The following is a 15451-nucleotide window of genomic DNA, read 5'->3' as shown; positions in this document are numbered from 1 at the left end:
TCAGAAGCAAGCTTATAATTTCATGCCCTCGCGCAAAAACTTCATGGCATTGACCTCTCCGTCAGTTGAGCTGGTGCCTTTTTTAAGCTTAAGGGGAGAGGAAGTCCGACGGAGAAGGGCCTTCACCGTAGCTGTACTCAGGCCGGGCTTTTGCGCTAGTAGCAGGGCGATTGTCCCACTGATGTGTGAAGTGGCCATGGAGGTGCCGCTCATTTCATGATATTTTCCTTGCAGCCAGGCTGACACAATTTTGTCGCCAGGTGCATAGATATCAACGAATTGCCCGCGATTGCTGAAGGCAGGCACTCTTCGGTTGCGGTCGGTAGCCCCTACAGATATGGTCTGGTGATAGCGAGCAGGGTAGTCTACTGTACGGCGTCTGCCGTCATTTCCAGACGAGGCTACAATAATGACGCCTGCTTGGTTCGCCTTGCTTACAATATCAAGCAGTGTGCGGTTACGGGTTTGCATACCAAAACTCATATTAATGATATCGATCTCAGCGCGCACGCACCAATCGATAGCTAGAATGATGTCCGATACAAAGGCGGATCCGTTATGATCAAAAGCTTTAACTGGATACACGACAGACCTTGGAGCGACCCCAATCATACCTTGCTGGCTGTTCGCTGCAGCGATGGTTCCTGAGATATGTGTTCCATGTCCATTGTCATCATAAGGCAGTATGTTTCGATGTACCAGGTTAATTCCGCGGGTCAGCGAATACTTTAGATCGGGATGAGAGAAATCTACACCCGTGTCGATAACAGCAATTTTTATACGGTATCCTGTCGAGGTGGACCAGGCTTGAGGCGCCTTAATTTGCTTGATGCCCCAGGGGATTCCGGTTACCGATCCGATAGTTCCATGTATCGCATGGATATGAACTTGATCATCGTCTTCAATCATCAGCTCATTTCGAAACTCGGCCTCAAATTTCGCAGTTTGGGGAGCAGGAGCGATGATGGTGCGGGTAAGCGGTGAATAGCTGACCGAGCTTGGGAAACGCCCTTTCGCAGCAAGTCGGTTCCATTCATCGATACAACGCCGATATAGCTGAGGGTCATAAAACGTGAGGAGCCGCCGGTTCTTATCCCGGACGTTCCGCAGAGGGTTCGTCTGTGCAAGTAGTGATTGCATGATCCGGGTGTAATCCATGCGTGGCAATCTCCCTTCTCGAAGAACCGTTGCTTCAGTATTGTATGAGCTAGGGAGAGAGCCCGAATGGGAGGGAGCCCTTTTTCCGGGAAATAGGCCTTGTTTACCGTGTCAAAGCAGCAGGGCGAACATAAGATACATGGAGAGAATATCAAGGTTCTCTTATCTATCCCGTAAGGAGTCGATCCTTGGGGCGGGTACAGTCAGGAGGCGGAGAGAAAGTATCTCCGTCTTTTTCCATTTGAGCCTGTAAGCAAATGGCGCACATTAAAACTTGATTTTTATTTCCAAATAGGTTTTACTTAGTTTTGATAATGGATATGTTGAGGGTATAACGTGAAGATTGTGTGAGAGGAAGTGTGCGTTAGTGAGTAATCCGCTCAATTTAAAGATCGATCCGGAGAAGATTCAGGAAATCCCAATGGTTGACCTGGCTTTTATGGTTCTGAAAGCGGCGAATACGCCGTATTATTACCGTGACCTTATGAATGAGGTGGCCAAGATTCGCGGCTTTACGGAACAGGAAATTAACGAAACGATTGCCCAGTTATATACCGAGATCAATATAGACGGACGTTTCGCTTGTGTAGGAACGAACTTGTGGGGACTGAAGCGCTGGTATCCACTGGAGAAGTCCGAAGATCCGATTGCGAATGCCAAGCGTCCGCGGATCATCAATGATGAAGACGATGACGATGATGACTTCACGGATGAAGAGGAAACTTATGCTGGTGACGATGCCGAGGAGGATTTCGACAGCATCAATGAGGAAGATGACGATGATCTCTTCTCGGATGATGATGATGCCGATGATGAAGAAGAAGTTGTTCTGGATGACGACGAATTGGATGAAGAGGATTCGGATTCCGAGGATGAAGATGATCTGGAAGAGGAAGACGATAAGGACTAATTAGTCTTGAAGCAGGGATTTTGCAGCCTATTTGCGTTGTTTATGATTGTGTTATACCTTCTTTGCCTGTTGGGTGATTTTGTGGTTGGTTCTTCTCTTGACAAGCAGACAAGGCACAGAGTAAACTATTGCTTGGGCTTATGATTGTGGATTAAATATGTTTAATATAAAAGTGCCCCGTTTTTATTCGGGGTCACTTTTTTTGTTTTTAGGGAGCAGATTGTGAAAACAAAGCTAGCTTCTGGACCTCATATCGCAAGAGAAGCTATTTAATAAAAAGCGGTCTGTCTTCTTGAATGTACGTCGATGGTCGTTTTTTATTTTGAGCTGGGAGAGTATCCCTTCTTTAGGGACTGGACTTTCCTGGTCTCTTGCAGTGAAATAATCTGCTGTCAATCGTCAGTGAAGGCGATAATGGATGGCGGAAATCTTCTGCATACGTTTTTAGGTTTGCGATGGTTATAGAGGCATTAGGCTGCTGATCATGATATCTCATTCGTATCGGAGAAGCACTTGGTACGATGGTTCTGGGCATTCATGTATGCGGTTTGTAATAGGTCGGAGGTTAGCTCGCTCACCATATGTGGAAGCGAGCGATGCTTTTTTTGTTGATCCCTTTGATGAATCGGGGAAAAACGGGTTAGGATATACATCATATGTCGCCTGAAGTTATGGAGATTATATAGGAGGGTTTTTAACAGTGACAAAGTATATTTTTGTAACAGGCGGGGTCGTGTCATCACTTGGTAAGGGGATTACCGCCGCTTCGCTCGGCAGATTGTTGAAGAACAGAGGACTCAAAGTAACGATTCAAAAATTCGATCCGTACATTAATATAGACCCGGGCACAATGAGTCCATATCAGCATGGCGAAGTGTTCGTTACCGATGATGGTGCGGAGACGGACCTGGACCTAGGACACTACGAGCGCTTCATCGATATCAATTTATCGAAGAACAGCAATGTGACAACAGGGAAAGTATACTCCTCTGTTATCAGCAAGGAGCGCCGGGGCGAATATTTGGGCGGCACCGTGCAGGTTATCCCTCATATTACAAACGAAATCAAGGAGCGCGTATTCCGTGCAGGCCGTGAAGCGGGATCAGATGTCGTTATTACTGAAATCGGCGGTACGGTTGGCGATATCGAGAGTCTTCCTTTCCTTGAAGCGATCCGCCAGATCAAGAGCGATGTTGGTCGCGAGAACGTGATGTATATTCATGTAACCCTCATTCCATATATTAAGGCAGCTGGCGAAGTGAAAACAAAGCCGACCCAGCATAGTGTAAAAGAACTTCGCAGCATTGGCATTCAGCCGAATGTCATTGTGTGCCGTACGGAATATGAGCTTTCAACCGAGATGAAAGCAAAAATCGCCCTCTTCTGCGATATCGATCCTAATGCAGTTGTAGAATGCCGCGATGCATCCTCGCTGTATGAGGTGCCGCTGAACTTGCGTGACGAAGGCCTTGACGAAATTGTGGTCAATCATCTGAAGTTGACTACCCCTGCGCCGGATATGAGCGAATGGGAAGCTCTGGTGGAGCGTGTATCTAAGCTGGAGAAGACGGTTGAAATTGCGATTGTTGGTAAGTATGTTGCACTTCATGACGCATATCTCAGTGTGGTTGAATCCTTGTCGCATGCAGGCTTTGATGCTAATGCCGATGTGAAGATCCGCTGGGTGAACGCTGAAGAGCTTACGGCGGATAATGTGGGAGAAATGCTGAATGGAATAGGTGGTATTCTGGTGCCTGGCGGTTTCGGAGACCGGGGTATCGAGGGCAAGATCAGTGCGATTCGCTATGCTCGCGAGCAGAATATTCCGTTCTTCGGCATTTGTCTGGGTATGCAAGTGTCCGTTATCGAATATGCCCGCTCAATTCTGGGTCTGCAAGGTGCGAACAGCTCGGAGATTGATCCGGCTACCGAATACCCGGTTATCGATCTGCTTCCGGAGCAGAAGGATATCGAGGATCTGGGCGGAACGATGCGCCTTGGCCTGTATCCATGTAAGCTGGCTTCCGGTTCACTTGCAGAGTCCTGCTATCAGGATGAGCTGGTTTATGAAAGACATCGTCACCGGTATGAGTTCAACAACCAATACCGCGAAGATATTGAAAAAGCGGGTCTGCGTATCTCCGGTACTTCTCCGGATGGACGTCTCGTCGAAATCGTAGAGCTGCCAGGGCATCCATGGTTCCTTGCCGTGCAATTCCATCCGGAATTCACGTCCCGTCCGAATCGTCCACAGCCGCTCTTCCGTGAGTTTGTTAAAGCCTCGATCGAACATCAGGCATAATGGAAGGAGCCTCTTTTGAAGAGGCTCTTTTTTTGTGATCAATATTTTCTTATGTATGGAGGATTTCCACAATTCATGAATAAGGCTGCACGAACCCATTCCATGATCTTTTTTTCTTTACTTTTTTTAGGATGGGAAGGATTTTTGAACACTACAAGCGAATACAAGTAATGGCCGGTTTATTTGGGAAAGTTAGGAACTTTTAAGTTTGCATTCATACTCATTGTGCGATTGAAGTATCGGGAGGTTGGAAGGGATGAGCAAACAAGGCAAACACAAAGTGCTGATTGTGGATGACCAGAATGGTATCCGCATCCTGCTTGTGGAAGTGTTCAGCAGTGAAGGATATGAGACGTTTCAAGCGGCTAACGGCAAGGCTGCGCTGGAAATTGTGAAGCTGCATGTACCGGATCTGGTGCTCCTGGATATGAAAATTCCTGGAATGGACGGGCTTGAAATCTTGAAGCATATAAAACAGATGAATCCGGACATTAAGGTGATCATGATGACAGCCTATGGAGAGCTGGATATGATCAAGGAAGCAACGGATCTTGGTGCATTGATGCATTTTACCAAACCGTTCGATATTGATGAGATGCGTCAAGCGGTCAATATGCAGTTGAAAGGGATCACGAATAACATCGGTTAAATAATGGATTCTGCTCACGGGGCGGAATTCTTTTTTTTCCAGAAAGTGAGGTCATTCGCATCCTTTTAGGAAATGCTTGTTTAGTATTTATGACGCGATGTGGTATAATAAGTCCGTATGTTATATCGGCTAAAAACCATAGACAAACTAAGCATCTATAGGAGGATGAAACCATGCCATTAGTATCAATGACAGACATGCTGAACAAAGCCCTTGAAGGTAAATATGCTGTTGGTCAATACAACATCAACAACCTGGAATGGACTTATGCCATTCTTGAAGCGGCTCAACAAGAAAAATCACCGGTAATTCTGGGTGTTTCCGAAGGCGCAGCTCGTTATATGGGTGGATTCAGCACCGTTGTTCACATGGTAAAAGGTTTGATGGAGGATCTGAAAGTTACAGTTCCTGTTGCCATTCACCTTGACCACGGTTCAAGTGTTGAGAAATGTAAAGAAGCTATCGATGCTGGATTCACTTCGGTTATGATCGATGATTCCCACAGCCCGATTGAAACGAATATTGCAACAACAAAACAAGTGGTTGAGTATGCTCATGCCAAAGGCGTATCCGTTGAAGCAGAAGTCGGCATGGTTGGTGGACAAGAGGATGATGTTATCGGTGACGTTATGTATGCGAAGCTTGACGACTGCGTACGCATCGTGAACGAAACAGGCATCGACACATTGGCACCGGCACTTGGTTCTGTTCATGGTCCTTACAAAGGCGAACCAAACCTTGGTTTCAAAGAGATGGAAGAGATCTGCAATGCAGTCAGCCTTCCACTGGTGCTTCACGGCGGTACAGGCATTCCTACTCATGACATCAAGAAAGCAATCTCGCTGGGCACATCCAAAATCAATGTGAACACTGAGAACCAAATTTCCTTCTCTAAAGTTGTTCGTGAAGTGCTTGCTGCAAAACCAGAAGCATATGATCCGCGCACATTCTTGAAACCAGGCCGTGAGGCAATTAAGGAAACAGTTGTTGGTAAGATCCGTGAGTTTGGTTCCAACAATCAAGCTTAATTTCCGCTAGGCTTATGGTTTGCATTCGCAGCTGCGATGCAATACGATATGGATATGGACTAAAGATATTTAGAACGTTTTATGTTGCATACTGTGAAATGGAAAGTACACCGCCTAGCCGGTGTTTTTCCATTTCATTTATTAAGATATGGAATCAGTACAGCATGGTTGTGACTTTCACAACATCAGAACCATTTCCGGCAGCGAAGTGATGTAGGGGGACCCGAAAGCATATGGAGAAATTGATGATCAGCGGTGGACGCCCACTGCGTGGTACCGTAACGATCAGTGGTGCCAAGAACAGTGCAATTGCGTTAATTCCTGCCGCAATTCTGGCGGAATCAGAAGTCGTGCTTGATAATTTGCCGCTTCTTAGTGACGTGGCTGTTTATGCTGAGATTCTTGAGGAATTAGGCGGCCAAGTTTCATGGGAAGGTAATCAGATGAGAATTGATCCTTCTGATATCAAATCCATTCCGATGCCTAACGGACCCGTCAAGAAACTGCGTGCGTCCTATTACATGATGGGCGCTATGCTTGGGAGATTCAAAGAAGCCGTAATCGGTTTGCCGGGCGGCTGTAATTTTGAACCTCGTCCCATCGACCAGCACATCAAGGGCTTTGAAGCGCTTGGCGCAACCGTAACGAATGAACACGGTTCGATTCATCTGCATGCCAAAGAGCTGCGGGGCGCGAAGATCTACTTGGATGTGAGTAGTGTCGGTGCGACGATTAATATTATGCTGGCGGCTGCGAAGGCCAAAGGCTCTACAATTATCGAAAATGCGGCGAAAGAGCCTGAAATAATAGATGTTGCAACACTTTTAAATTCCATGGGAGCTGTCATTAAGGGAGCCGGTACGGAGACGATCCGGATTGAAGGCGTAACCGAGATGCATGGCTGCCGTCATTCCATTATTCCAGACCGGATTCAAGCCGGTACATATATGATTGCTGCTGCGGCTACACGCGGCGATGTTTTGATTGACAACGTCATTCCAAAGCACCTCGAAGCTCTTACTGCTAAGTTAATTGAAATGGGCATTGGGATCGAAGAGATGGATGAAAGCATTCGTGTCATTGGTAAGGACCGCTATCAGCATGTGGACGTGAAGGCGCTGATCTATCCTGGATTTGCTACGGATCTGCAATCGCCGATGACCAGCTTGCTTACGCAAGCTGAAGGCGTCAGTGTCCTTAGTGATTTTGTATACAGCAACCGGTTTAAACATGTTCCAGAGTTAGTTCGTATGGGAGCCAAAATCCGGGTGGAGGGACGCTCTGCCATCATTGAAGGCGGTCCGCTGAATGCAGCTAAAGTCAAAGCGACCGACCTGCGTGCAGGCGCAGCTCTTGTCATTGCGGGCTTAACCGTGCCAGAAGGGATCACAGAAGTTAGCGGCGTAGAGTACATTGACCGTGGCTATGACCATCTGGTATCCAATCTGCGTATGCTGGGTGCGGACGTATGGCGGGAGACGGATGAAGAGTAATTTTTTAACATGCCCAAGGGAAATATGCAGTGATGACTGCATATCTCCCTCTGATTTGGGTAATGCTCCTAATATAGCTTTCATAGAATAATAGACTATATGACAGCAGTTTTTTGCTGTGTCAGAAACAAATAATTGAATAGGTGGTTATTGAATGGATTTACAAATAGCCGATTTGGAAGGCATGAAGCTGACGGATCTGTATAAGCTGGCCAAAAAATATCAGATTCCTTATTACGGCCAGTTGAAGAAGAAAGAATTGATATTTGCTATTCTACGGGCTCAGGCCGAACAGAGCGGTTTGATGTTCATGGAAGGTGTACTCGAGATTTTACCCGAGGGATACGGTTTTCTTAGACCAATCAACTATCTGCCAAGCACGGAGGACATTTATATTTCAGCCTCTCAGATTCGCAAATTCGATTTGCGTACCGGAGATTTAGTTTCGGGCAAATGTCGGACGCCCAAAGAGAACGAACGTTACTTCGGACTTCTGCAGGTCAATGCCGTGAACGGTGAGAACCCCACGGTTGCTGCAGAACGATTACACTTCCCAGCCTTGACTCCTCTATATCCGCAAGAAAAGCTTGTTCTTGAAACATCCCCTAATCAGTTGTCAACCCGAATTATGGATCTGCTAGCACCTGTTGGTTTAGGACAACGCGGTTTGATCGTAGCACCGCCAAAAGCAGGAAAAACGCTCCTCTTAAAAGAAATAGCCAACAGTATTTCAACCAATAATCCAGAGATTGAACTGTTTGTTCTACTTATTGATGAACGGCCTGAAGAAGTGACTGATATGCAGCGGTCCGTCAAAGGTGAAGTGGTCGCTTCTACTTTCGATGAGCTTCCGGAGAATCATATTAAGGTAGCGGAGCTGGTACTGTCTCGTGCACTGCGGCTAGTGGAGCATAAGAAGGACGTTGTTATACTGCTGGACAGCATCACCCGTCTTGCGAGGGCGTATAACTTGGTTATTCCTCCCTCTGGCAGAACATTGAGCGGAGGTATCGATCCGGCGGCATTCCACCGTCCGAAGCGGTTCTTTGGTTCGGCGCGTAATGTGGAGGAAGGTGGAAGTCTGACGATTCTGGCCACAGCCTTGGTAGATACCGGGTCACGGATGGATGATATTATATATGAGGAATTTAAAGGCACAGGTAATATGGAGCTTCACTTGGATCGTCGCTTTGCTGAACGCCGTATATTCCCGGCGATCGACATTCGCCGTTCGGGTACCCGTCGTGAAGAGGTGCTGTTGAACAAGGATGAGCTCGATACGATTTGGGCGATCCGTAAAAATATGAATGATTCTGCAGACTTTGTGGAAGGCTTCCTCAAAAAAATGCGGGACACGAAGACTAACGCCGAATTCTTGGCAACTTTTGATGTTAACGCCAATAACAGCAGTGGAACCGGGACTCCGAGCCATACAGCCAGACGCCCATCGCGAGCATCTGCCGCGACGGCTCCTCAGAGCTAAAGCACTGAAACGACCGGAGAATAGAGGAGATCAACATGTATTTGGTTTATGCAGATGAACAAGGGAATGTATATGATCATTCCGAGCTGTTTGGGCTTGCCCGCAGCGGAGATATGATCGTGGAGATATTGGATGATGAATTGATACCTTTGCCCGAAGGAGCTACGCTTGTTGGGCTGCCAAGCACCCGGGCGATTGGAATGGATCCCGAGACGGGTGAAATGATGCCGCTTGAAAAAGGGTATACCGCCGTGGGAGCCCTTTTACCACAGGGCTACACCCGTTTGTGCTTGCCGGGTTACGTGAAATCAGACAAGGAATACAAGCTGCCGCTGTTTGGGTATTCGGCGGTTGTATGGAAGGATGGCGGGTTTTATACAACGGCTCGTATGTCCGATGATCCGGAGAAATGGAATCCTGTGAATTGCGATCTGGGTGACCTGGAGCTCGGGGTTAAGACATTGAAGGAGAAATATCCAGAGAATCGGCTCTATGAGCATCTGTCTAACTGTGCATTAGGGTATGAATGCCTCACGGCATCCAATACCTTTTTGAATCGTTGGGAAGGCGCTGTTCCCGTGTCCTATTCTTGTAATGCAGGCTGCTTCGGCTGTATTTCAGAACAACCGGATGACAGCGGCTTTGTCTCGCCTCAGACACGAATGAACTTCCGTCCAAGAGTGGATGAGCTGGTACAGGTCATGCTGGAGCATCTGAAAACACCGGAATCGATCATTAGCTTTGGACAAGGGTGTGAGGGCGAGCCATCTACACAGGCTAAGATCATTATAGAAGCGATGCGGGAAGTACGGGCACGAACCGATATGGGATATATTAATATCAATACCAATGCGGGTCTGACCGATTTTATCCGCGGTATTGTGGATGCTGGTCTTGATCTGATGAGGGTCAGCACGATCAGTGCATTGGATGCCCATTATAACGCATACTATAAGCCGAGAGGCTATACGCTGGCTAATGTGGAGAAGTCTCTCCGCTACGCTACGGATCAAGGTGTCTATACTTCCATAAACTATCTGATTTTCCCGGGCGTGACCGATCGTGAGGAAGAGCTAGAAGCCATGATAGAGTTTGCCCGCCGAACAGGTCTCAAATTAATTCAATTGCGCAATCTCAATATTGATCCTGAGAGCTATCTTGAGCTTATCCCGCCTGCACAAGGCGATATTCTAGGCATGAAGCAGGCGATCGAGATTATGCAGGAAGAGCTGCCGGATGTGGTAATTGGCTCCTATACGCATGTTCCGCCTGCAGGACAAGCTAGACCGAAGAAGAAACCGTTGATTATTTAACCGAATATTATTCGGCTGATGAGTATTCCATAAATAGGTCGTGGGCCCAATTATGGGCTTGTTTGATCAATTAAGTATAGGCTATTGCGCAATTAATATGCTCGTGATATACTGATTTTATGTGTCCATATAACTCTGGGTCCGCTTGAGGCTCAGGGCGGAAAGAGGTGAAAGCTACAATGAAACAGGATATTCAACCGAAATATCACGTTACTACAGTTACTTGTGCTTGCGGTAATACGTTTGAAACAGGTTCTGTAAAGCCAGATCTTCGTGTAGAGATTTGCTCGAACTGTCATCCATTCTTCACTGGTAAACAGAAGTTTTTGGATGCAGGTGGTCGTGTCGATCGATTCAAGAAGAAATACGGTATCTAATAAACGGACCCTTCGTCTCTATGGACGAAGGGTTTTTGTCTGTATATGGAACAATGTGACTAAGCAACTTTTTCCGTCGGTTGCTTTTTTGATAGCCATGCGATATACTAAAGTTCGCCGTGCTAGACGGGGAGGTAGCGGTGCCCTGTAACTCGCAATCCGCTGTAGCGAGGTTGAATTCCTGTTAGAGGTATTGTCGATGTGAGGCTGGTCCCTGCGCTCAGCGTTGACGGTTGGGTCCTCCGCAATGAGCACTTGTGAACCTGGTCAGGTCCGGAAGGAAGCAGCCATAAGCAAGACCGCTTTTGTGCCGGAGGGGTGCCTAGCCCGAGCTGTTGCTCAGGATTGCCGCTCGGATCGCAATCATCAATAACAGGTGCACGGTATACATATCTGCACGTTACACCCTTGCCATTGGCAAGGGTGTTTTTGTCTTAAACTGCCAGGATTTTAAGCCCTTCCTCGCGAATCCCTTTATATATGGATTGGATAAAGATTTCCAAGTAAACGTTTTGCTAAGGCTGGGGAAAGTAGTATAGAATGTAGTATAATATAACCGTTAACTCAACTCTTTAAGATTGAGAAGGACTATAAACATAATAGTAAAGCACACGAGGAAGGGGTTCTTAACCCTTGAAGGTTGAGGCTTTCCATTCATCGTGAGGTGGAAGTTGAAAGAGGGTATAGCATAGTGGAACATATTGCGTTATATCGAGCTTGGCGGCCACAGTCGTTTGGCGACATGGTGGGCCAGCAGCATATTATCCAGACCCTGCAGAACGCCATACGCGAGCAGCGGGTTTCCCATGCCTACCTGTTCAGCGGTCCACGGGGTACGGGCAAGACCAGTGCCGCTAAAATTTTGGCCAAAGCCGTGAACTGCGAGCGTGGTCCGGCTGAGGAGCCCTGCAATGAATGCGAGGCTTGCCGTCGTATAACGTCAGGAGCCGTTATGGATGTTCAAGAGATCGATGCTGCATCCAACCGCGGTGTCGAGGAAATTCGTGATTTGCGGGAGAAAGTCAAATATGCACCGACCGAGGTCCGGCGCAAGGTTTATATTATTGATGAAGTACACATGCTGACGACGGAAGCGTTTAACGCTTTGCTGAAAACGCTGGAGGAACCGCCGGCGCATGTGATGTTTATACTAGCGACAACAGAGCCGCACAAGCTTCCTGCAACGATCATCTCGCGCTGTCAGCGGTTTGACTTCCGCAGAGTTTCTCTGGAGGAACAAACCGGGCGTTTGGCGCAGATCTGCGGGGAAGAAGGGATAACGGCAGATAAGGAAGCGCTGGAGTATATTGCACGTCTGTCCGATGGTGGAATGCGCGATGCGCTGAGCATTTTGGATCAGATTGCTTCATTCACAGGCGGAACGGTATCTTACCGTCAGGTCATGGACATGACCGGAGGAATTGCCTCAGAGCAGTTTGGTCGCCTGGCCAGCGCTGTGAAGCAAGGGGATGCCGGACTCGTACTGCAGATCGTAGAGCAGTTTATGCAGGAGGGTAAAAGTGCCGATAAGTGCATGGAGAATCTGCTGTATTATTTCCGCGATTTGCTTATGATTAAGATGGTCCCCAATGCCGACAAGCTGACCGATCGGGTACTGAATCCGGCAGATTTTCAAGAAATGGCCGATGCTTTCAGCCGGGATGAATTATTTCAAATGATTGATACGCTCAATCGGTACCAGAGTGAGATGAAATACGCTTCGCAGCCGCAGACTCTGTTTGAGGTGGCCCTGCTTAAGCTTTCCGGTATTACTCAATCGGCCGACGGGTCAGCAGCATCTCGTCAATCCGCTGATGCGGGAGAGCTTGCCCAGTTAAAGCAGCATGTAGCTGCACTTGAGAAGAAGCTGGAGCGCCTGATACAGAATGGTGTCCCTGCTTCGAACCAGCGGGAACCAGCGAAGTCTACCCGTACACCTGCACCCAAAGCAGCTTCCTCGGCAAAGATTCCCCAGCATATCGATCAATATGTATCTGGCCGAACGGGAGAGGACTATACTTTGGTTCAGCGGCAGTGGCCGCAGATTCTGCAGAATGTAAAAGAAGAGAAGGTGACCGTTCACGCATGGCTGATGGACGGAGAGCCGGTATCTGTATGGGAAGACAAGGTTCTTGTCGCTTTCAAAAATAATATCCACCGCGAAACTACCGAGAAGCCTGCTAATAAGCAGGTGATAGAAGGGGTTTTGGAATCCATGCTTGGCAAGCCTCACCATCTGGTCACCATGATGCTTCGCGACTGGAGTGAGGCGGTAGAAGGAGCAGGTAAACCTCAAGCAGAAGAGCTGAAGCTTGAGCATGAGGAAGCGGATGACGGTGGAGAAAAACCATGGATTGATGAGGCAATCCAATTATTTGGAGAAGACCTCGTTGTCATAAAAGACTAGCACGTCCTAACGTGCACCCTATTATAAGGAGAGATGAATCATGAATAATATGAACCAAATGATGAAGCAAGTGAAGAAAATGCAGGAACAAATGCTGAAGGCTCAGGAGGAACTTGCCACCAAAACGGTTGAGGGAACATCTGGCGGTGGCGTGGTTACCGTCGAAGCGAGTGGCCACAAACAGATTTTGTCCATCAACATTAAGCCTGAGGCGGTTGACCCGGATGATGTGGAAATGCTGCAAGACTTGGTACTGACGGCGGTTAACGATGCACTTGCCAAAGCTGAAGAAATTGCAAATTCAGATATGGGCAAATTTACAGGCGGCATGAAAATCCCGGGCTTATTCTAATCTAACCTAGAAGGAGTAGTTACATTTGTACTATCCTGAACCGATCGCGAAGCTCATTGACGCCTTTACGCGACTGCCGGGTGTGGGGCCGAAAACGGCCGCCCGCCTGGCTTTTCATGTTCTGAACATGAAGGAAGATGATGTAATTGATTTTGCCAAGGCGCTAGTAAGTGTCAAAAGAAATCTGCACTACTGCTCCATTTGCTGCAATATCACAGATACCGATCCATGCCGGATATGCCAAGATAAGACTCGGGATGCCTCGGTTATTTGCGTTGTACAGGATGCGAAAGATCTGGTCGCTATGGAGCGTACGAAGGAGTTCGATGGCTATTATCATGTACTTCATGGAGCGATCTCCCCTATGGAGGGTATCGGACCAGATGAAATCCGTCTGAAGGAGCTGCTCACGCGTCTGAGTGATGAGAGAGTGAAAGAGCTGATTTTGGCAACGAATGCGAATATTGAAGGGGAAGCAACGGCGATGTATATATCGCGTCTGGTTCGTCCTTTTGATATCAAGGTGACCAGAATTGCCCATGGACTGCCAGTTGGCGGTGATTTGGAATACGCAGACGAAGTCACTTTATCCAAGGCGCTTGAAGGTCGACGTGAACTGAACTGATATTTTGGGTGTGTTATGGCATCTAAGGAATTATAAAAAATAGGAACGAGCCTCGGAAGTAATTCTGACGGCTCGTTTTTCTATGCTCGCTTACTAGGAGTCAAAAGTAGAGAATAGAAGAATTCTTTTGGTTCTAAGTTTGTCCTTCTCTCGATATGAATGTTAAAAGACGGGTCTGATTATAGAAGTCTCTAACATTATATCCATAGGGGTGTGAGCAAATGAAAATATGGTGGAAACAGTCGAAGCGGCAGAAAGAGGAAGTATATATTACAGAAGAGGAGCAGGAGCGGATGTGGCATGTATTCCTCGACGTTCGTAAATCCCAAATGGAGTGGGAGCGGGCTCAATTATTGTTTCAAGAGGCTACAGGACAGGACCAGATCGATTATGCGATCTACATACTCGAGGCAGCAGAACGCAAGTATCAGATGAATCTTAAACAGGCCAAGCAGTTAAATCTGGATGGAGCTAGAATGCAATACATCGAGCAAAAAAGAGAAAATGGATAAAAGCTATAGAGAGGAACCTAAGTAAATATGGAAGGAAAGGTATCTATGAAATTAATTGTGCTAGGTGTCTTGTGTATATCGCTCTTGCTGCTCATTTATATTGTATTTAGAAAGAAACTCGGATTAGGATGGTTGACTATATTCGGAGCTCATCTTGCTCTTTCCGCTGTGGCGATCTATATCGTAAATTTCACGGGTTTAGCGGCCCAGACGTATATTCCGCTAAATCCAATGACCATAGGAATCGTGATGACCTTGGGCTTGCCAGGAGTCGCTCTTCTTGTTGGTTTAAAAATAATTATATTAGGTGGTTGACGTAGAGTGATAATCTATGATACATTAATGTTCGCCCATTTGATTATTGGGTGAAAGAGATTCACCGGTCAGACAGAAAATTGATAAAAAAAATATCAAAAAAACTTCTTGACCAACAGCAAGCTAGTATGATATATTATAAAAGTCGCCGCTGAGATGCGGATGACAAACAAAATAACGATTGATCTTTGAAAACTGAACAACGAGTGAGTAAGGATTTCATTAATGAAATCCCTTGTGAAATCATCTTGTACAAGCATTTGCTTGTTGGGTGATGGAACATAANTTCAAAATGAGCAAGTCAAACACTTTATTGGAGAGTTTGATCCTGGCTCAGGACGAACGCTGGCGGCGTGCCTAATACATGCAAGTCGAGCGGACTTGATGGAGAGCTTGCTTTCCTGAGAGTTAGCGGCGGACGGGTGAGTAACACGTAGGTAACCTGCCCTCAAGACTGGGATAACTACCGGAAACGGTAGCTAATACCGGATAATTTATTTTGCTGCATGGCGAAATAATGAAAGACG

The 15451-nt window shown here is 47.0% G+C and carries 14 protein-coding genes, 1 rRNA gene and 1 other RNA gene; 15 read left to right on the top strand and 1 reads right to left on the bottom strand.

The window, feature by feature from the left end; translation table 11 throughout:
- Nucleotides 1–12: 12 nt before the first annotated feature.
- On the bottom strand, nt 13–1158 hold the full coding sequence (locus AM231_RS24180; protein ID WP_053490645.1) for a S8 family peptidase: 1146 nt from the start codon (nt 1156–1158) through the stop codon (nt 13–15).
- Between the two features lie 367 nt (nt 1159–1525).
- Between AM231_RS24180 and rpoE the strand changes: the two genes are divergently transcribed.
- From rpoE to AM231_RS24110, 15 genes are all read left to right on the top strand, one after another.
- Nucleotides 1526–2068 (top strand): DNA-directed RNA polymerase subunit delta, encoded by a 543-nt coding sequence (gene rpoE, locus AM231_RS24175; RefSeq protein ID WP_053490644.1) that lies wholly within the window; start codon nt 1526–1528, stop codon nt 2066–2068.
- 700 nt (nt 2069–2768) lie between these two features.
- Nucleotides 2769–4370: a CTP synthase gene (locus AM231_RS24170; protein WP_053490643.1), complete on the top strand. Its 1602-nt coding sequence runs from the start codon at nt 2769–2771 to the stop codon at nt 4368–4370.
- A 256-nt stretch (nt 4371–4626) separates the two neighbouring features.
- Nucleotides 4627–5019, top strand: coding sequence for a response regulator (locus tag AM231_RS24165; protein WP_053490642.1), 393 nt, complete (start codon nt 4627–4629; stop codon nt 5017–5019).
- 173 nt (nt 5020–5192) lie between these two features.
- Nucleotides 5193–6047: a class II fructose-1,6-bisphosphate aldolase gene (fba, locus tag AM231_RS24160; protein WP_053490641.1), complete on the top strand. Its 855-nt coding sequence runs from the start codon at nt 5193–5195 to the stop codon at nt 6045–6047.
- A 233-nt stretch (nt 6048–6280) separates the two neighbouring features.
- Complete coding sequence (locus AM231_RS24155) at nt 6281–7540, top strand: UDP-N-acetylglucosamine 1-carboxyvinyltransferase (RefSeq protein ID WP_054404932.1); 1260 nt, start codon at nt 6281–6283, stop codon at nt 7538–7540.
- Between the two features lie 154 nt (nt 7541–7694).
- Complete coding sequence (rho, locus tag AM231_RS24150; RefSeq protein ID WP_053490639.1) at nt 7695–9023, top strand: transcription termination factor Rho; 1329 nt, start codon at nt 7695–7697, stop codon at nt 9021–9023.
- A gap of 35 nt (nt 9024–9058) precedes the next feature.
- Nucleotides 9059–10336 carry a radical SAM family protein gene (locus tag AM231_RS24145; protein ID WP_053490638.1) on the top strand — a complete coding sequence of 426 codons (1278 nt, stop codon included), beginning with the start codon at nt 9059–9061 and terminating at the stop codon, nt 10334–10336.
- Between the two features lie 179 nt (nt 10337–10515).
- Nucleotides 10516–10713: a 50S ribosomal protein L31 gene (gene rpmE / locus AM231_RS24140; protein WP_006207505.1), complete on the top strand. Its 198-nt coding sequence runs from the start codon at nt 10516–10518 to the stop codon at nt 10711–10713.
- Nucleotides 10714–10830: 117 nt separating this feature from the next.
- Nucleotides 10831–11097, top strand: an RNA gene (ffs, locus tag AM231_RS28415) — signal recognition particle sRNA large type.
- A gap of 307 nt (nt 11098–11404) precedes the next feature.
- Nucleotides 11405–13120, top strand: coding sequence for a DNA polymerase III subunit gamma/tau (gene dnaX, locus AM231_RS24135; RefSeq protein WP_054404930.1), 1716 nt, complete (start codon nt 11405–11407; stop codon nt 13118–13120).
- A 40-nt stretch (nt 13121–13160) separates the two neighbouring features.
- Nucleotides 13161–13472, top strand: coding sequence for a YbaB/EbfC family nucleoid-associated protein (locus AM231_RS24130; RefSeq protein ID WP_053490636.1), 312 nt, complete (start codon nt 13161–13163; stop codon nt 13470–13472).
- Between the two features lie 25 nt (nt 13473–13497).
- Nucleotides 13498–14097, top strand: coding sequence for a recombination mediator RecR (gene recR / locus AM231_RS24125; protein ID WP_053490635.1), 600 nt, complete (start codon nt 13498–13500; stop codon nt 14095–14097).
- A gap of 221 nt (nt 14098–14318) precedes the next feature.
- The gene (locus AM231_RS24120) at nt 14319–14609 is read left to right on the top strand and encodes a hypothetical protein (protein ID WP_053490634.1); all 291 of its coding nucleotides are present in this window, start codon (nt 14319–14321) and stop codon (nt 14607–14609) included.
- A gap of 45 nt (nt 14610–14654) precedes the next feature.
- Nucleotides 14655–14924 (top strand): pro-sigmaK processing inhibitor BofA family protein, encoded by a 270-nt coding sequence (locus tag AM231_RS24115; protein ID WP_054404928.1) that lies wholly within the window; start codon nt 14655–14657, stop codon nt 14922–14924.
- 310 nt (nt 14925–15234) lie between these two features.
- Nucleotides 15235–15451 (top strand): 16S ribosomal RNA (locus tag AM231_RS24110); the annotation flags it as partial.

This window comes from Paenibacillus solani (assembly GCF_001277345.1).
Taxonomy (GTDB): Bacteria; Bacillota; Bacilli; order Paenibacillales; family Paenibacillaceae; genus Paenibacillus_AQ; species Paenibacillus_AQ solani.
Note: the sequence above shows the minus strand (reverse complement) of the source record. Positions and strands in the feature narration are given on the sequence as shown.

Coding starts and splice junctions, on each gene's coding strand:
- AM231_RS24180 (WP_053490645.1), bottom strand. CDS start 1,158: ATGGATTACACCCGGATCATGCAATCACTACTTGCACAGACGAACCCT.
- AM231_RS24165 (WP_053490642.1), top strand. CDS start 4,627: ATGAGCAAACAAGGCAAACACAAAGTGCTGATTGTGGATGACCAGAAT.
- fba (WP_053490641.1), top strand. CDS start 5,193: ATGCCATTAGTATCAATGACAGACATGCTGAACAAAGCCCTTGAAGGT.
- AM231_RS24155 (WP_054404932.1), top strand. CDS start 6,281: ATGGAGAAATTGATGATCAGCGGTGGACGCCCACTGCGTGGTACCGTA.
- rho (WP_053490639.1), top strand. CDS start 7,695: ATGGATTTACAAATAGCCGATTTGGAAGGCATGAAGCTGACGGATCTG.
- AM231_RS24145 (WP_053490638.1), top strand. CDS start 9,059: ATGTATTTGGTTTATGCAGATGAACAAGGGAATGTATATGATCATTCC.
- rpmE (WP_006207505.1), top strand. CDS start 10,516: ATGAAACAGGATATTCAACCGAAATATCACGTTACTACAGTTACTTGT.
- AM231_RS24130 (WP_053490636.1), top strand. CDS start 13,161: ATGAATAATATGAACCAAATGATGAAGCAAGTGAAGAAAATGCAGGAA.
- AM231_RS24120 (WP_053490634.1), top strand. CDS start 14,319: ATGAAAATATGGTGGAAACAGTCGAAGCGGCAGAAAGAGGAAGTATAT.
- AM231_RS24115 (WP_054404928.1), top strand. CDS start 14,655: ATGAAATTAATTGTGCTAGGTGTCTTGTGTATATCGCTCTTGCTGCTC.